Source organism: Mesorhizobium sp. C395A (genome assembly GCF_030323205.1).
GTDB lineage: Bacteria > Pseudomonadota > Alphaproteobacteria > Rhizobiales > Rhizobiaceae > Mesorhizobium.
This window is the reverse complement of sequence record NZ_CP100473.1, coordinates 5,643,600-5,660,993: the sequence shown is the minus strand read 5'-3', so window position 1 is coordinate 5,660,993 and position 17,394 is coordinate 5,643,600. Positions and strand designations below refer to the sequence as shown.

General features: G+C 58.8%; 14 protein-coding genes and 3 pseudogenes. 13 read left to right on the top strand and 4 right to left on the bottom strand.

The window, feature by feature from the left end:
* Nucleotides 1-22 precede the first annotated feature (22 nt).
* Nucleotides 23-1,048, bottom strand: a complete 1,026-nt coding sequence (locus NLY37_RS27495; RefSeq protein WP_023698291.1) for a LysR family transcriptional regulator — start codon at nucleotides 1,046-1,048, stop codon at nucleotides 23-25.
* A 237-nt stretch (nucleotides 1,049-1,285) separates the two neighbouring features.
* Between NLY37_RS27495 and NLY37_RS27490 the strand changes: the two genes are divergently transcribed.
* The 13 genes and pseudogenes from NLY37_RS27490 (at nucleotide 1,286) to NLY37_RS27430 (ending at nucleotide 14,375) form a co-directional block, all read left to right on the top strand.
* Nucleotides 1,286-1,879: a NodA family N-acyltransferase gene (locus NLY37_RS27490; protein ID WP_023685029.1), complete on the top strand. Its 594-nt coding sequence runs from the start codon at nucleotides 1,286-1,288 to the stop codon at nucleotides 1,877-1,879.
* On the top strand, nucleotides 1,876-2,535 hold the full coding sequence (gene nodB / locus NLY37_RS27485; RefSeq protein ID WP_023672235.1) for a chitooligosaccharide deacetylase NodB: 660 nt from the start codon (nucleotides 1,876-1,878) through the stop codon (nucleotides 2,533-2,535). The genes NLY37_RS27490 and nodB overlap by 4 nt, the downstream gene beginning before the upstream one ends.
* A 13-nt stretch (nucleotides 2,536-2,548) precedes the next feature.
* On the top strand, nucleotides 2,549-3,907 hold the full coding sequence (gene nodC / locus NLY37_RS27480) for a chitooligosaccharide synthase NodC (protein ID WP_023687361.1): 1,359 nt from the start codon (nucleotides 2,549-2,551) through the stop codon (nucleotides 3,905-3,907).
* Between the two features lie 13 nt (nucleotides 3,908-3,920).
* The gene (gene nodS / locus NLY37_RS27475) at nucleotides 3,921-4,550 is read left to right on the top strand and encodes a nodulation methyltransferase NodS (protein ID WP_023685032.1); all 630 of its coding nucleotides are present in this window, start codon (nucleotides 3,921-3,923) and stop codon (nucleotides 4,548-4,550) included.
* Nucleotides 4,551-4,587: 37 nt separating this feature from the next.
* Nucleotides 4,588-4,821: pseudogene (locus NLY37_RS27470) on the top strand (carbamoyltransferase N-terminal domain-containing protein); the annotation flags it as partial.
* 54 nt (nucleotides 4,822-4,875) lie between these two features.
* Nucleotides 4,876-5,787 (top strand): nodulation factor ABC transporter ATP-binding protein NodI, encoded by a 912-nt coding sequence (nodI, locus tag NLY37_RS27465; protein ID WP_023685034.1) that lies wholly within the window; start codon nucleotides 4,876-4,878, stop codon nucleotides 5,785-5,787.
* A 3-nt stretch (nucleotides 5,788-5,790) separates the two neighbouring features.
* Nucleotides 5,791-6,579 carry an ABC transporter permease gene (locus NLY37_RS27460; RefSeq protein ID WP_023687364.1) on the top strand — a complete coding sequence of 263 codons (789 nt, stop codon included), beginning with the start codon at nucleotides 5,791-5,793 and terminating at the stop codon, nucleotides 6,577-6,579.
* 64 nt (nucleotides 6,580-6,643) lie between these two features.
* Nucleotides 6,644-7,585: pseudogene (locus NLY37_RS27455) on the top strand (LysR family transcriptional regulator); the annotation flags it as partial.
* Between the two features lie 429 nt (nucleotides 7,586-8,014).
* Nucleotides 8,015-9,730: a type I secretion system permease/ATPase gene (locus NLY37_RS27450; protein ID WP_286440852.1), complete on the top strand. Its 1,716-nt coding sequence runs from the start codon at nucleotides 8,015-8,017 to the stop codon at nucleotides 9,728-9,730.
* Nucleotides 9,705-9,935, top strand: a pseudogene (locus tag NLY37_RS27445) (HlyD family type I secretion periplasmic adaptor subunit); the annotation flags it as partial. The gene NLY37_RS27450 and the pseudogene NLY37_RS27445, both read left to right, overlap by 26 nt.
* A gap of 369 nt (nucleotides 9,936-10,304) precedes the next feature.
* Nucleotides 10,305-11,096 carry a calcium-binding protein gene (locus NLY37_RS27440; protein WP_023686103.1) on the top strand — a complete coding sequence of 264 codons (792 nt, stop codon included), beginning with the start codon at nucleotides 10,305-10,307 and terminating at the stop codon, nucleotides 11,094-11,096.
* 443 nt (nucleotides 11,097-11,539) lie between these two features.
* The gene (locus tag NLY37_RS27435) at nucleotides 11,540-13,075 is read left to right on the top strand and encodes a type I secretion system permease/ATPase (protein ID WP_502882086.1); all 1,536 of its coding nucleotides are present in this window, start codon (nucleotides 11,540-11,542) and stop codon (nucleotides 13,073-13,075) included.
* Nucleotides 13,062-14,375: an HlyD family type I secretion periplasmic adaptor subunit gene (locus tag NLY37_RS27430; RefSeq protein ID WP_286440850.1), complete on the top strand. Its 1,314-nt coding sequence runs from the start codon at nucleotides 13,062-13,064 to the stop codon at nucleotides 14,373-14,375. Before NLY37_RS27435 ends, NLY37_RS27430 begins: the two co-directional genes overlap by 14 nt.
* A 475-nt stretch (nucleotides 14,376-14,850) precedes the next feature.
* Here NLY37_RS27430 and NLY37_RS27425 read toward each other — a convergent pair whose 3' ends face one another.
* The 3 genes from NLY37_RS27425 to NLY37_RS27415 are packed head-to-tail and all read right to left on the bottom strand — an operon-like array spanning nucleotide 14,851 to nucleotide 17,394.
* Nucleotides 14,851-16,353, bottom strand: a complete 1,503-nt coding sequence (locus tag NLY37_RS27425) for a ThiF family adenylyltransferase (protein WP_023731939.1) — start codon at nucleotides 16,351-16,353, stop codon at nucleotides 14,851-14,853.
* Complete coding sequence (locus NLY37_RS27420; RefSeq protein ID WP_198020118.1) at nucleotides 16,350-16,922, bottom strand: Mov34/MPN/PAD-1 family protein; 573 nt, start codon at nucleotides 16,920-16,922, stop codon at nucleotides 16,350-16,352. The genes NLY37_RS27425 and NLY37_RS27420 overlap by 4 nt, the downstream gene beginning before the upstream one ends.
* Nucleotides 16,873-17,394: a hypothetical protein gene (locus NLY37_RS27415; RefSeq protein ID WP_023731941.1), complete on the bottom strand. Its 522-nt coding sequence runs from the start codon at nucleotides 17,392-17,394 to the stop codon at nucleotides 16,873-16,875. Before NLY37_RS27415 ends, NLY37_RS27420 begins: the two co-directional genes overlap by 50 nt.

Sequence of the window (17,394 nt, the reverse complement as noted above, 5' to 3'; positions counted from 1 at the left end):
CAGCCTGTATTACAGGCGGTGATTAGGTGGGGCTCAACATCTTCCGGGACTTCGCACGCGATTTCGAGGTGGCAGTCGGTACCAAGAAACGAAAGGTCGGATCGGCGTGCCCGAGACGCTCAATAATTTCAGGCAAAGGCGCCAAGCGAGATGCCTCCTGCAACATCATTTCCCGCATCCACACGCTTGCCGGATCACTATTGTGAAGCTCAGGCCATTGGACGGCTTCCGTGAATGCAGGAGGAGGAAGTGGCGGCGGAAGTTGGACAATCCGCAGGGGTGTTGTTTTTGCGAAATGCTGCGCCAGCCGTAAGGGCATAGTCCCGATGCGGCTGGTGCCTGACAGGACGGGCGGGATCAGGCTAAAGCCCTGTACGACAACTTCGATACGTCTCTCGAAACCGTGCTCGAGCAAATACCATTCCTCCATGGTGGGCTGCCGGGTGTGCCTGAATTTGAGCACAACATGCCCCATGCACAAGTATCGCTCGAATGTAAGTGGCTCCGACAGCTGCTTGTTCGTGCCGCAGCCTACGCCTACGAGCTTATCTTCGAACAGGGCTGCCCGAGGATGTTTCGACATGAACACTTCCGGCATAATCAGAAAATCAACGTCGCCGCGCCGGAGAAGCTCCTCGGGGTCGTCGCAAATAGGCAGACATTCAAAGCGAACGGCGGGAGCTTCCCGCGCAGCGCGCTCTACTATCTTCCTAAAAAATACGAGCGTGATGTAATCGGAAAGCATGATTCGGAAGAGACGATCCGATTGGGCCGGGTTGAAGGCGTCGGGTGAAATAATCGATAGCTGGATGTGCAGCAATGCGTCCCGGACTGCTGGGGCGAGCCCGTCGGCGCGCGGCGTCAAAATGAGCTCGCGGCCGTTCATCGTAAATAGCTCATCGTTGAAATAGGCGCGTAGCCGAGCAACGGCGGCGCTCATGGCCGGCTGGCTCAGGTTGATACTGCGAGCCGCGGCAGTGACTTTACGCTCCCTCATCAGAGCGTCCAGCACAACGAGGAGATTTAGATCCAGCCCTTTAAAACGCATGTCATGTTCTATCCAACGTGTGGATGCGTATCATTCAAACAATCAATTTTACGAATTTACGAGCCATGCATTAGAGGAACGGAAAGTGAGCGACGTCAAGCTCAAATCGACGACACGGGCCGGAACTCGAGAGAGCGTCTGGCTCACCTTCGCCAACGACAACGGCTGAGTGCAGCCACCAACGCCGCTTTGGTCGAGTAATGCGGCCACAAAAACCAATATGAAGAGAGGTCCTGAATGCGCCATCAGGTGCAGTGGAAGTTGTGCTGGGAAAACGAGTTGCAGCTCTCCGATCACGTTAAGCTCGCCGAGTTCTTTCGTGATACGTACGGGCCGACTGGGGCGTCCAACGCAGAACCGTTCGAAGGTAGTCGAAGCTGGGCCGGAGCCAGGCCTGAACTCCGCGTAATCGCCTATGATTCAAGCGGTGTAGCGGCTCACATGGGCATACTGCGCCGTTTCATCAAGGTCGACGCGGTCGACCTGTTGGTGGCTGAACTGGGCCTGTACGGGGTACGTCCGGACCTTGAGGGTCTGGGAATCGCCCATTCAATCCATGTCATGCTTCCAATACTGCAGGAGCTTGGCGTTCCATTCGCTTTCGGAACGGTCAGGGACGCGATGCGGAATCATGTTGAGAGGTTCGGACGGCGATACAGCCCTATGGCCGTTTTGTCGGGAATTCGCGTGCGCTCCACCCGACCAGAGGCCCGCCTCGACCTGCCGCCCACACGCATCGATGACGCACTCACAATTGTTCTGCCAGTTGGACGGCCGATCAGCGAATGGCCCACGGGCACGATGATAGATCGGAACGGACCAGAGCTATGAGCCGGTCCGATTGCTTGTACGAAGTGCGCCGTGAGTGCTCTGACGGCACCGGCCGTCGAAGCGTTTATCTGACGTTTGACGACGGTCCCAATCCACTTTTCACACCGGAGATTCTCGACGTGCTGGCAGAGCAGCGGGTGCCGGCGACTTTCTTCGTCATCGGCGCCTACGCCTTAGAGCACCCATATCTAATCCAACGGATGATCGCAGAAGGGCACGAGGTAGGCAACCACACGATGTCTCATCCGGATCTGTACCAATGCGGTTTCGGCGAAGTGCAACGTGAGGTCTTTGAAGCGAACGACGCCATCATGAGAGCGTGCCCGCAGGCCTCGGTCCGCTTTGTTCGCGCGCCCTACGGCGCCTGGAGCGAAGAAGTCTGCACAGCATCACAGATCGCCGGGCTGGCGGCCCTTCATTGGTCCGTCGACCCTCGAGATTGGTCTCGCCCTGGAGTCGAGGCGATTATCGATAAAGTGCTCGCCTCCGTCCGGCCGGGCGCAATTGTACTCTTGCACGACGGATGCCCTCCCGGCGAGTTGAGCCAGGGCGCTCACGCCGGCATGCGCGACCAGACGGTCACGGCGCTGTCCCGGCTGATTCCAGCACTGCGTGAGCGCGGATTTGTAATCCGCTCACTTCCTCAACATCACTGAACAACGAGATCCCATGACTCTTCTTGGTACAACCAGCACTGTGGCCATTTCGCTTTATGCACTGCTCTCGACTGCCTATAAGAGCATGCAAGGGCTTTATGCTATGCCGACAAAGGATTCGTCGGCGTTGGAGGTTCTCGCCGGCTCCGACAAACTGCCCAGCGTCGATGTCATCGTCCCCTGCTTCAACGAGGATCCGCGCACGCTTTCAGAGTGCCTGGCTTCCATTGCAGACCAAGAATACGCCGGAAGACTTCGGGTCTATTTGGTTGATGACGGTTCTGGAAATCGCGAAGCCTTAGGAACTGTCCACGAAGACTACGCGCGCGACCCCAGGTTCGACATCATTTTGCTTCCCGAGAATGTTGGAAAGCGCAAGGCGCAGATCGCCGCGATACGACGCTCATCAGGGGATCTGGTGCTTAACGTTGATTCAGACACGGTACTCGCGCCCGACGTCATTTCCAAGCTTGTACCGAAGATGCGAGATTCAGCGGTCGGCGCAGTCATGGGTCAGTTGACGGCCAGTAACCGAACCGAGAGCTGGCTGACCAGGCTGATAGACATGGAGTACTGGCTGGCTTGCAACGAGGAGCGCGCGGCACAGGCTCGCTTCGGTGCCGTTATGTGCTGTTGCGGCCCATGTGCCATGTACCGCCGGTCTGCGCTCCTTTTGTTACTGGACCAGTACGAGTCGCAATTTTTTCGGGGCAAGCCAAGCGACTTCGGTGAGGATCGCCATCTCACTATCCTGATGCTGAAAGCAGGCTTTCGAACCGAATACGTTCCGAGCGCCATCGCGGCCACAGTCGTTCCGAACAGACTCGGACCGTATCTGCGCCAACAACTCCGTTGGGCACGAAGCACATTCCGGGACACACTGCTTGGGCTGCGCTTGCTGCCTAGCCTAAATAGCTATCTCACGTTGGACGTGGTCGGACAGAATCTCGGCGCGCTACTCCTCGCCCTATCGGTATTAACGGGCCTCGCACATTTCGCACTGACAGGCACTGTGCCTTGGTGGACAGGACTGATGATTGTGTCCATGACCATGCTCCGATGCAGCGTGGTAGCATTTCGTGCTCGACAATTTCGATTTCTTGGCTTTTCGCTGCACACGTTCATCAACGTCTTTCTCTTGCTTCCGTTGAAGGCCTACGCGCTGTGTACCTTGAGCAATAGCGATTGGCTGTCGCGAAGCTCTGCTGTCGCTACATCGAACACTGGGGGAAAACAGGCCCCCACCCAAGCTCCGATCACTGGTTCCAGCAGGGCAGAACTCTCGCCCCATTCGGCTCCGCTTCGCAGGCTCAGTCTTGCGCGGGATTCTTCGGAATTAGTCCTGTCGGACAACATTTGCGGCGACGATTGATCGCAAATACCTAATGGACGAAAGGTGCACGAGTTTGACCCAGAACGTGAATCATCAGTTGCTTGATCGGGAATTGGCCGCCGACGATCCGTGGGGCCTCGACGGCAATCCATTCGAGCGGAAGCGCCACACGCAAATGCTCCAGCTGGCGCTTGCCCAAGGCTCCATTACAAATGCCCTCGAAGTCGGGTGCGCTGCCGGCGCATTCACGGAAAAACTAGCCCCCTACTGCCAAGGGCTCACCGTCATCGATGTCGTGGCGCAAGCGATTGCTCGAGCACGTCAACGGATAAAGGAGCCGTCGCGCATCAACTGGATAGTCTGCGATGTTCAACAGTTTTCGACCGACGAGTTGTTTGACGTGATCGTTGTGGCGGAGGTCCTCTACTACCTCGGAGACATAGCCGAGATGCGCGCGGCCGTCAAAAACCTGGTGCGGGTGCTTGCGCCAGGCGGGCATCTGATCTTCGGATCGGCAAGGGATGCTAATTGCCGTCGCTGGGGTCACGCCGCTGGTGCTGAGCCGGTCATCGCCATGCTGAACGAAACGTTGATCGAGGTAGAGCGGCTTGAGTGTCGGGGTGAGTCGGTCAACGAAGACTGCTTGCTCGTCCGTTTCCGGAACCCGATTTCCGCTTCCTGATGAATCTCGAATCTATCGCCGTTAACGTGGAGACACTATGCGCATCTGTGGTACCAAGCTGACCCATGATGGGGCGATCGCCCTGGTCCAGGATGGACGGCTCGTCTTCTGCGATGACCAGGAAAAGCGGCACAACGATCCGCGTTACCAATCCATCGATAATCTCGACGCAATTGTCGCCGCTTTAGCGGAGCAGCGGCTAGATCCTTGTGATGTCGATCAGTTCGTTATCGACGGCGGGGATGGCGAAGACGAGTCACAGTTTCAGATCGGCAGGGAACCAAGCGACCGCCAGTTTTGTCGTCCCTCTCGGTAAAATGAACCCATGTCCATGATAGCGATCGACCTTACTGACGTAAGCAAAACTTATGACAAGCTCGTTGTCGACAGGCTGTCGTTCCGCGTTGCGGCGGGGGAATGCTTCGGGCTCTTGGGACCGAACGGCGCGGGCAAAAGCACGATTGCGCGTATGGTCCTCGGCATGACATCGCCTGATGCGGGGAAGATTACTGTGCTCGGCGCTCCAGTGCCGGCGCGCGCGCGTTTGGCACGTATGCGCATCGGCGTGGTCCCGCAGTTCGACAATCTTGATGCCGCGTTCACTGTACGCGAGAACCTGTTGGTGTTCGGGCGCTACTTCCGGATGAGCAGACGCCAGATCGATGCGGTCATACCATCGCTGCTTGAGTTCGCCCGCCTCGAGAACAAAGCGGATGCGCGCGTCGCCGAACTGTCCGGCGGCATGAAGCGGCGCCTGACGCTCGCGCGTGCGCTCATCAATGACCCGCACTTGCTGGTGATGGACGAGCCGACCACCGGCCTCGATCCGCAGGCCCGCCACCTGATCTGGGATCGGCTGCGATCGCTGCTGGCGCGGGGCAAGACTATTCTTTTGACTACCCATTTCATGGAAGAGGCCGAGCGGCTGTGCGATCGGCTGTGCGTTATGGAGGAGGGGCGCAAGATCGCCGAAGGTCGCCCGTCCGAACTCATTGACGAGCAGATCGGCTGTGACGTGGTGGAGGTCTACGGCGGCAATCCGCATGAACTAGGTGCGCTGATCCGGCCGTACGCACAGCGCATCGAGGTGAGCGGTGAGACGCTTTTTTGCTATGCACCCGATCCGGAGCAGGTGCTGGCGCAGCTACGCGGGCGCACGGGTCTACGCCTTCTGCAGCGTCCCCCCAATCTCGAGGATGTGTTTTTGCGGTTAACCGGGCGCGAGATGGAGGACTGAACAATGGGCGAACGTTATGCGGCGGGCATGCCCGCCAATGCGTGGAATTGGGTCGCGGTTTGGCGCCGCAACTATCTTGGATGGAAGAAAATCGGGCTTGCATCGGTTCTCGGCAACCTCGCCGATCCGATGATCTATCTGTTCGGTCTCGGCTTTGGCATCGGAACAATGATAGGTCCTGTTGAGGGCACTTCGTACATTGCGTTTCTCGCGGCTGGCATGGTTGCCACAAGCGTGATGGCATCGGCGACCGCTGAAACGGTCTACGGGAGTTTCGGCCGCATGGGCGACCAGCGCACCTGGGAAGGAATGCTATGCACTCAGCTGACGCTCGGCGATATCTTACTCGGCGAATTGGCGTGGGCAGCCACGAAGGCCCTCATGGCGGGCACAGCAATCACTATTGTTGCTACCACGCTCGGCTACGCATCGTGGCCATCCATCCTCTGCTTGCTGCCAGTCATCGCTCTCAATGGCCTCGCCTTCGCGAGTCTAGCGATGGTCGTCACGGCGCTTGCGCCCAGTTATGAATATTTCATATTTTATAATACGCTTGTTATTACACCCATGCTGTTCCTTTGCGGCGCGATGTTTCCGGTCAACCAATTGCCCGGCGCTTTTCAGTATGCTGCCTCCTTATTACCGCTCGCACATGCAATCGACCTCATTCGTCCAGCGATGCTTGGCCGTCCGATTGACAAAATGGGCCTGCATATCGGCGCGCTTTGCATATACACAGTTTTGCCCTTCTTCTTTTCGATTGCTCTTTTTCGTCGAAGGCTGATGCGTTGACGCTACTCACCATTCGAATTGAATGTTTGGTCGCAACCCATTCACACGCCGCCTAGATCAAGACATGCGTTTTAAGGGACTCGATCTGAATCTCCTCGTCGTGTTGGACGCTCTGGTCAGGGAACGTAAAGTCACCGCGGCGGCCCGCAGTATTAACCTGAGCCAGCCGGCAATGAGCGCCGCCGTTGCTCGGTTACGCGCCTATTTCAGCGATGAGCTATTTACGATGAGCGGCCGCGAGCTCATTTTGACACCTCGCGCTGAGGGGCTCGCCCCAGCAGTCAGGGAGGCATTGCTGCACATCCAGCTATCGATTATTTCCTGGGACGCCTTCAACCCAGCCCAATCGGATCGTCGCTTCCGGATTATCCTTTCCGATTACATCACGCTCGTATTTTTTAAGAAGATCGTAGAACGTGCTGCGCGGGAAGCTCCCGCCGTCCGCTTTGAATGTCTCCCTATTTCCGACGACCCCGAGGAGCTTCTCCGGCGCGGCGACGTTGATTTTCTAATTATGCCGGAAGTATTCATGTCGAAACATCCTCGCGCAGCCCTGTTCGAAGATATGCTCGTGTGCGTAGGCTGCGGCACGAACAAGCAGCTGTCAGAGCCACTTACATTGGAGCGATACTTATCGATGGGGCAGGTTGTCTTCAAATTCGGGGACACCCGGCAGCTCTCCATGGAGGAATGGTATTTGCTCGAGCACGGTTTCGAGAGACGCATCGAAGTTGTCGTACACGGCTTTAGCCTGATCCCGCCCGTTGTATCAGGCACTAGCCGCATCGGGACCATGCCCTTACGGCTGGCGCAGCATTTCGCAAAAACAACACCCCTGCGGATTGTCAAACTTCCGCCGCCACTTCCTCCCGCATTCACGGAGGCCGTTCAATGGCCTGCGCTCCACAATAGTGATCCGGCAAGCCTGTGGATGCGGGAAATGATGTTGCAGGAGGGATCTCGTATGATTCCTCTGCCTAAGAGCACCGGACGTCTCAGTTGTCCCCAAATTGAGAAAATGCCCCCCCTCGACTATGAGAGGAGGCATGGATGGCGATGCCCCGCCGCCTGCGACCCCGCAACTGCTCAGCAGAAGGGCGAAGCGAACGAGAGTGAATCCATTTCGTAAATGTGTGCCTATCCAAGCAATCGATTTCTGCAATTGTCCGATGACGAATATGAACGCGCCTGAAGGTGTGGAGGCGGAAGCCTGTTCGGGCCCTTGCGGCCGACCACGATGAATCCCTTCCAAACCTTCAGCCGGACGGTGTTGTTGACGCGCTCCATTAAATGCCGGGACCAAACATATTCGGCGGGAGCACTGATCCTGAACCAGCGAGCGGATGCAGTCGGTTGCCGGTCGGGGAGCAATATAGGAGCTGGGTCGCCAGCCTCCGGAGACTTACGTGACAACCATTCCTTAAAGGATTCAGCTTTGAGACCCTTCCCTCTGACTTCCGCGATTTGGGGCATTGTGTTGATCAGCGGCGTGGTCAACGTGCTTGCGCTCATCTCGCCGCTGTTCATGCTTCAGGTCTATGACCGCGTTCTGGCAAGTGGCAGCGTATCCACGCTAGTGGGGCTCGTCGTGCTTGCTGCGGGGCTTTATGCGTTCCAATGCCTGCTCGACATTTTGCGCGCCCGCGTGCTGCTGCGGATTGGCGAGCGTTTCGATGGACAGTTTTCCGGACGCGTTCACGATGCGATCGTTCGCCTTCCGCTTTCAACGCGCATGCCGGGCGACGGCTTGCAGCCGCTTCGCGATCTCGACAATGTTCGCGGCTTCTTAGGTGGAAACGGTCCGACAGCGTTCTTCGATCTGCCATGGATGCTGTTTTATCTTGGCATTTGCTTCCTCCTTCATTTCTGGATCGGCATGACGGCACTTATCGGGGCGGTCGGTCTCACATCTCTGACACTCCTTGCCAACACTCTCTCGCAAGGGCCGATAAGCGATACCGTTGCCCACAACATGGCACGCAATGGTCTGCTGCAAGCAGCGCGTTGCAATGCCGAGGTCGTGCAAGCTCTCGGTCTTGGAAAGCGGATCGCTGCCCGATGGCAAAAGGCCAATGCCAAGTGTCTGGCCGCCAACCGGAAAGCTGGGGACGTGGCAGGTGGGCTGGGTGCCATTTCAAAGTCGCTGCGCGTGCTGCTGCAATCGGCCATTCTTGCCGTCGGTGCGTACCTTGTCGTCAGGGAAGAGGCTACGGCCGGGGTCATGATTGCCAGTTCGATCATGATGGGGCGTGCGCTGGCTCCGGTCGACCTCGCCATTTCAAGCTGGAAACCCTTCCTCATGGCGCGCCAGGGTTGGGCGCGGCTGGAGGACCTCTTGGAAAAGGTTCCTGAAACCGCTCCTGTTATGCTAATGCCTGCACCTGAACGCGAACTGCGCCTCGAAAGCGTGACAATCGTTCCGCCCGGCGAAAGCAAGCCGACCGTGACCGGCCTTGCGTTTGCCATTCAGGCGGGAAGCGCACTCGGGGTCATCGGCCCGTCGGGCTCGGGCAAGTCGACACTCTCGCGCGCCATCGTCGGCGCATGGACGCCGGTCGCCGGGAAGGTTCGCATCGACAGCGCAAGCCTCGATCAATGGGACCGGGAAGCACTAGGCCGTCACATCGGCTATCTGCCACAAGGTGTTGAATTGTTCGATGGCACCATTGCCGAAAACATCGCTCGTTTTGAAGATGATCCTGACCCTGAGGCTATTGTCGCCGCGGCGAAAGCAGCGGGCACGCACGAACTGATCCTCCGATTTGAGCACGGATACGAAACTCCGATTGGTGAGGCCGGATCGGCACTTTCCGCCGGGCAGCGTCAGCTTATCGGTCTTGCCCGGGCCCTTTATCGAGACCCTTTCCTTGTCGTGCTGGATGAACCCAATGCCCATCTCGACGCGGAAGGCGAAGCTGCAGTCGTTAATGCGATCGCCTCCGTGCGCGAGCGCAAGGGCATTGCGGTTGTCGTCGCCCATCGGCCGAGCGCCATCCGCGCCGTCGATTTGGTGTTGGTGATGGAAGGTGGACGGCAGCGATCATTCGGTGCGCGTTCCAAAGTCCTGAAGGCCATCGAGTCTACACAGGATCACGTGGCAGAGCGCGCTGACATGGAGGATCCCGGTGTCCGGCATTCATCAGAACAATGACGTTTCGAGTCCATTCGCCGGCACCTGGTGGCGGGCCTTCTGGCGAGCGTGATCTTTGTGGGAGGAGCCGGAGCCTGGGCGACCTTCACGAATCTCTCCGGTGCGGTTGTAGCGTCCGGACACTTTGTCGTGGTTTCCTAGTGAGAAGATACCGCACCCGACTGGCGGGGTTGTCGGAGAAATCCTGGTGAACCCGGCATTTCGTACTACCTGGTGCGCCTGTCGGTTCCGATCTCGGCTCGCGCGAACGCGCTCCCTAACGTTCCATTGCTCGCAATGGGCAGTGCCGGCGCGACTCGGCAACACAGCCCCATGCCCGTTCTTCCGAGGGCGGCCCAACCAGGACGACCGGTTGCCAAGTTTTCCTGGACCGTTCTTTGAGTGTGAATGTTCGGGCCGATTGCCTGGGGCGTGTCCCCGCCGCCTGCGAGCCCGCAACTGCTCAGCAGAAGGGCGAAGTGAACGAGAATGCATCCATTTCGTAAATGTATGCCTATCCAAGCAATCGATTTCTCCAATTGTCCGATGACGAATATGAACGACTCAGGCAGGGGCATCATTAGGAGTATTTTCAATGGCAAAGATTATCGAAGGTGGCCCGGGTTCCGAAACACTCCTCGGCACCGAGGGTGTTGACTGGATCGAGGGTTACCAGGGCGGTGACTGGCTTGACGGTCGTGGCGGCAACGACGAGATCTCGGGTGGCGCGGGCAGTGACCGAGCCATCGGCGGCAAGGGTAACGACCGCATCTTCGGCGGAGATGGCTGGGACGATCTCTCCGGCGACAACGGCCGCTTCAACGCGCGCGTCTCCGGTGAGGACAATGACAGGCTCAGCGGCGGACCCGGCCAGGATGTCCTCTACGTGGGTGACGGCCAGGACACGTTGACCGGGGGCAGCGACAGTGACACGTTCGTGTTCCAGTTCCACAATCCGGTGCCTGGGGTTGTCGGGTCGACGTCGGACATTACCACTATCACCGATTTCAACCCGGCGGAGGACAAGTTCGCCTTCGATGCGGTGGGCCTCTACAACGATGGTTTTGGCGCGAACTTCGTCAACAACGCCAGCATACAGTCCGGCTACCCGGTGAGCAGCTTCTACAGCGGTGCGGCCTCGGGTGCGAACGGCGAACACGTCGTGGTGATCACTGGCGAATCTTTCAACTCTGCTAATGAGGCGGCGAGTGCGATCTCCGGCGAGCACGCCGGCGACATCATTGTCTACCAAAGCAGCTACACCGACAGACTCGCAACTCTGGCCTATGTCACCGCCGACGGCAGCGCGCACGAGTTCGCCCACCTGGGCGGTGTGGTCACCGTGGCAGACCTGGGCCTGACCGCGTCCGACTTCACCTTCGTTTGATCCAGAAAACCCATACGGAACCGCGCCCGCCCCGCCCCCCTGGGCGGGCGCTTTCCCGTTTCCGCTACTTGCCATGGGCCGGGGCGCCCGGGAGCAGTCAGCGTGTACAGTGACGAAGCCCTGCGCGTCGCGCTGGTCGTGCACCGAAATCCCACTGAAGGTGTGGAGGCGGAAGCCTGTTCGGGCCCTTGCGGCCGACCACGATGAATCCCTTCCAAACCTTCAGCCGGACGGTGTTGTTGACGCGCTCCATTAAATGCCGGGACCAAACATATTCGGCGGGAGCACTGATCCTGAACCAGCGAGCGGATGCAGTCGGTTGCCGGTCGGGGAGCAATATAGGAGCTGGGTCGCCAGCCTCCGGAGACTTACGTGACAACCATTCCTTAAAGGATTCAGCTTTGAGACCCTTCCCTCTGACTTCCGCGATTTGGGGCATTGTGTTGATCAGCGGCGTGGTCAACGTGCTTGCGCTCATCTCGCCGCTGTTCATGCTTCAGGTCTATGACCGCGTTCTGGCAAGTGGCAGCGTATCCACGCTAGTGGGGCTCGTCGTGCTTGCTGCGGGGCTTTATGCGTTCCAATGCCTGCTCGACATTTTGCGCGCCCGCGTGCTGCTGCGGATTGGCGAGCGTTTCGATGGACAGTTTTCCGGACGCGTTCACGATGCGATCGTTCGCCTTCCGCTTTCAACGCGCATGCCGGGCGACGGCTTGCAGCCGCTTCGCGATCTCGACAATGTTCGCGGCTTCTTAGGTGGAAACGGTCCGACAGCGTTCTTCGATCTGCCATGGATGCTGTTTTATCTTGGCATTTGCTTCCTCCTTCATTTCTGGATCGGCATGACGGCACTTATCGGGGCGGTCGGTCTCACATCTCTGACACTCCTTGCGAACACTCTCTCGCAAGGGCCGATAAGCGATACCGTTGCCCATAACATGGCACGCAATGGTCTGCTGCAAGCAGCGCGTTGCAATGCCGACTTGCGCCTGCAGGTGCAATCGGCCATTCTTACCGTAGGTGCGTACCTTGTCGTCAGGCAGGAGGCTACGGCCGGGGTCATGATTGTCAGTTCGATCATGATGGGGCGTGCGCTGGCTCCGGTCGATCTGGCCATTTCAAGCTGGAAACCCTTCCTCATTGCGCGCCAGAGTTGGGCGCGGCTGGAGGACCTCTTGGAAAAGGTTCCTGAAACCGCTCCTGTTATGCTAATGCCTGCACCTGAACGCGAACTGCGCCTCGAAAGCGTGACAATCGTTCCGCCCGGCGAAAGCAAGCTGACCGTGACCGGCCTTGCGTTTGCCATTCAGGCGGGAAGCGCACTCGGGGTCATCGGCGCATCGGGTTCGGGCAAGTCGACACTCTCGCGCGCCATCGTCGGCGCATGGACGCCGGTCGCCGGGAAGGTTCGCATCGACAGCGCAAGCCTCGATCAATGGGACCGGGAAGCACTAGGCCGTCATATCGGCTATCTGCCACAAGGTGTTGAATTGTTCGACGGCACCATTGCCGAAAACATCGCTCGTTTTGAAGATGATCCTGACCCTGAGGCTATTGTCGCCGCGGCGAAAGCAGCGGGCACCCACGAACTCATCCTCCGATTTGAGCACGGATACGAAACTCCGGTCGGTGAGGTCGGATCGGCACTTTCCGCCGGGCAGCGTCAGCTTATCGGTCTTGCCCGGGCCCTTTATCGAGACCCTTTCCTTGTTGTGCTGGATGAACCCAATACCCATCTCGATGCGGAAGGCGAAGCTGCAGTCGCTAAGGCGATCGCCTCCGTGCGCGAGCGCAAAGGCATTGCGGTTGTCGTCTGCCATCAGCCGAGCGTCATCAGCGCCGTCGATTTGGTGTTGGTGATGGAAGGTGGACGGCAGCGAGCATTCGGTGCGCGTTCCAAAGTCCTGAAGGCCATCGAGTCTACACAGGATCACGTGGCAGAGCGCGCTGACATGGAGGATACCGGTGTCCGGCATTGATCAGAACAATGACGTTTCAAGCTCCATTCGCCGCCACCTGGTGGCGGGCCTTCTGGCGAGCGTGATCTTTGTGGGAGGAGCCGGAGCCTGGGCGACCTTCACGAATCTCTCCGGTGCGGTTGTAGCGTCCGGACACTTTGTCGTCGTTTCCTATGTCAAGAAGGTGCAGCACCCGACTGGCGGGGTGGTCGGAGAAATCCTGGTGCGCGAAGGGGATAAAGTAAAAGCCGGCGACATCCTCATGCGGCTCGATGCTACCCAGACGCGCGCTAATCTCGCCATAGTCACCAAGCGGCTCGATGAGCTGGCCGCCTACCTGGCACGACTCGATGCTGAGCGTGACGATCTCGCGGAAATCGCCTTCCCGGACTGGCTACTCGCCCGAAGAGATGTTCCAGACGTAGCTTCGGCAATAGATAGCGAGATGCTGCTGTTCGAATTCCGCAGGCAATCCCGCGACGGGAAGCAGGCGCAATTGGCGGAACGCATTACTCAATATCACCACGAGATCGAAGGACTCAAGGCGCAGGAAATTGCCTGTGAAAAAATGATCGAGGTTCTCCAAAAGGAAATTGCTGTTCTAAGTGGGCTGCGCAAGCAAGGCATTGTCTCGGACCAACGGTTGAACAGCCTGAAGATCCAGGTTGCCACTTTCGGTGGCGAGCGCGGTGAGAAGATCGCAGATCAGGCACAGACGGCAGCCCGCATAGCCGAAACGCGCCTGCAGATCCCGCAGATCGATCAGGATTTCAAGTCGGAAGTCGGCCAGGAGCTCAGAGAGGTTCAGGCGCAGGTCGGGGAGTATGTTGAGCGCAAGGTGGCGGTTGAGCAGGAACTGCGGCGGATCGATATCGTCGCGCCGCAGTCAGGCGCCATTCAACAACTCGCAATTCATACGGTCGGCGGAGTGATTACGCCCGCCGATCCGATCATGCTAATCGTGCCGGAAGGCGACGATCTTGCGCTTGAAGTACGAATCACCCCGAAGGACATCGACCAAATCCAGCTTGGTCACAAGGCCGTGCTGCGGATGTCAGCCTTCAATCTGAGAACCACGCCGATATTGAACGGATATGTCAGCCGGATCGCAGCCGATCTGGCGACGGATGAAAAAAACGGCATTTCGTACTACCTGGTGCGCCTGTCAGTTCCGCAGGCGGAACTGACGAAGCTCAAGGGCCTGACGCTCGTGCCCGGTATGCCGGCCGAAGCGATGGTCGAGACGGGCGAGCGTACGGCGCTTTCCTATTTCGTGAAGCCGCTGTCGGACCAAATCAGTCGGACATTCCGGGAGGAATGAAATAACCCAGAGAAATGAGTCTTGGCCATGGTGGCGTTCCTTCGCGGGAATCAGGTGAAGTGAACAATCACCAGCCTGCCATGACCGCCCCCTCTCAGCGAATTTGCAGAACTCTCAGCACACTACCGGGACGGCCTTGTCCGGCGAGGTCATACTGCGAATGTCCCATATCGTTTCTCCTCAGGCCGCTATTGGCCAGAGCACAAACGTTCAGGAGGGGGGCCGGGAGCCGACCGTCTACTTTTGGCAACCCTTGCCTTAGAAGCCGCCGAAAAATGGATAGCGTTGAACAAGTGCAGCGCCCTCTGTGTCGCTTCACCTTGCGGCACCAAAGGTCCAGAAGGTCAGTTGTCTGTTCAGCGATGAGGGTACCGACGCGACTCTGGGGTGGCGTGCCTGCCCGGGTGGTGGCGTATCAGGGCCCAAATGTTTCGGTAGTGTCCAAGGGGACCGAGTTATCGACCGCGGCCAAGTACTAGCCGAGTTTCGCCGGAGAACCGGCCTCACGGACAACACAGCAATGCGCGCAACCGCTCCGTCGCGCAGTCACCGTTTTAGCCATCGACAAGTTCTTGAACTGGAGAATTGTCTTGGGTTGCAAGTTCACATCTGAAGACAATCCCGATGTGACACGAAATAGGCTGGCTGCGGCCATCGTGGCGGCCGCCATGGACACGAACGAAGCCGAAAACTCCGGAGGCATCCGGTCTACGAAGCTCTTGACATCGCTTTCTCCCAACTGTCCGCATCTGGGCTCGGCAGAAGCGAGATAGGACAAGGCTGCATCAAGGTTTTCGACCTGTCCGGCCAATTCCTTCCGTCGTTCTTCCGGCGACATTGCCCGTAGGGCCGCTTCCCGGGCAGCGGCCTTGGCCCTTCCGTCGTCGGGCACGTTCCAACAGCCCAGGCATTCGGCTTGTTCGACGAGGCCGTATATCACCGCTTGAGCCCTTAAGCCGTCTGTACTTCCGCCCACGACGACGCGGGGGCACAGACCCTGGATGTCCTGACGGGACGTATTGATGTCCACGGCCGATACCACGAGTTCGTACGAGTCCCGCGCTTCCGCCAGATCGAGCTTCGGATGCAGGCCTGACCGGCTCGAGAGGATGTAATCCCGAAGCGTTCCGGAATGTTCCAAGCCCCCCAGTCCGCTGAAGGTCCTGTATCGCTCCACGGCCTCGACCTTAGGTCGGTCGAGATCGTCGAGGCCGGCCAAAAAGCACCGGTTAAGATTGGTGCCCTCGAGGTCGTGGCGGTCATGATCGATGGTAACGAGGAATGAGCTTGCCAATTCGCTGGCGCCCAACACCTGGATGATCCCCTGACCGACGGCGCCTGCCCCGACGACATACAAAGGGGGCAAGCGCGTGTCCGATACGGCTGGACCGTCTTCCAATACTTCCCAGCGGCCGGATTCCCCCGACCACAGGGAATACGCGTCATCCCGGGCGAAGCGTCCTTTCTTCAAGCCTTTGGCGTGCTTGAAGACCTCGCCTGCTGCCAAGGCCGCTGCCAGGTATGGGCCGAGGCAATCGCGCCGGCCGAAAGAACCACCGAAGGCTCGCGGAGCGGAGCCGATCCAGGCTTTCCACCCCTCTCCCCAAACATAGATGCTCGCGCCTCCACGCATCTGACCGGTCATATCTATGGTCAAGTCCTCCACGCCATCGGGTGGAAGCACCGGTATCCGCCCGCCGTTGGCCCAGGACGCGAGGTTCTCGACGGCCTGGAAGGCATTTGCCGGACCGGCCCCGTTCGGCGTGACGACCGTCATCTCGCCTTTTACCGCGACCCGGATCGAACCGACCAAGCCATGCAGCCTAGCCAGTAGATTGACGAGACAGACCAGAAGGTGTTGGCGATTGACTGCCCCTGATACGTCGCCGGCACGAATGAGGATCGTTTTAGGCGACGCGACGTCCCCCAAACCATCCAACGGTCGGGAATGACGATCCCCCAATGCCAAGCCACTCATCGGAAATCCCTTCTGTCCACTGCCGGTGCGGCGATCACCTCAAGGCGGCCATGGACCTGCCCTGGGGATAGCATGTGCCAATAATCGTTCTGCCACTCGTGCACGCCGATGCCTTGCGGCCAGGGCGCGGCCGGGACGCCGTATATCGGGAATACGAGCGAAAGAATCCGGCGGCTCGAAATCATGCGGTCATCATATCGCGAGTGTTCCGTGCCCATGCCGGGATGGCTGTGAATCTGAGCCAAGGGCTTCCACCCTTCGGGCAGATCGCGCACCATTTCGCTGATCGCATCCGGCTCCACATGATAGTTTCCGGGCATAGATCGCTGCGTGGGCGCCCGGACCGATCGCACAAGGGCGGTATCGCCGTCCCGCTCGCCGTACCAGAAAACACACGATTCCCGGCGGCCTGCGCGCTGAAGCAGTTCGCGTGTCGCCGAAATCGCAGTCGGAGGTAAGCGAAGGACGGATCCGATCGGCACATAGGGCCCGGGTGCCGGGTCGCGCCACAATAGGTATTCATCCTGCATGACGATCGAATCTTCCCGAATAGTGGTTGCGGAAAGCACGTTCGATCGCCACCAACGTATGATTAAAGGTATCGCCCGTGCGCCAGAGGGTGGTGTCTTCACCGCCGTGATTGACGTCGTAGTATTCGAACACAGCGGAACAGCACACGAGCTGGATCTTTTGCCCGCTGGGGTTCTGGTAAGCCGGATGGACGTGGACCTCCGGCGAGGTCAGTTGGGGCAGATGGTGCTGTTCGGCTAGGCCGGCGTAGTCAAGGGTCGCCGGATTGACGAACCTGGCGCTGGGCGGCCAGTCCGAACCGGCAAGAAAATCGAGCCGGAGAAGATACTCTTCGGTATTTCCGCCGAAAGTGCCGCGCATGGGGACAAGAAGCGTCCGGTCCGATGGCCGGCTCCAGCCGAGCTCTTCTATCGTCTGGCCCCTGAAGGACAGCACCCGCGGCAAGTGCTGGCCTAGCACTTGCGTGCCTGCCTGCAGGTCAATGGTGGGCCGGACGCCATGCGATGCCAT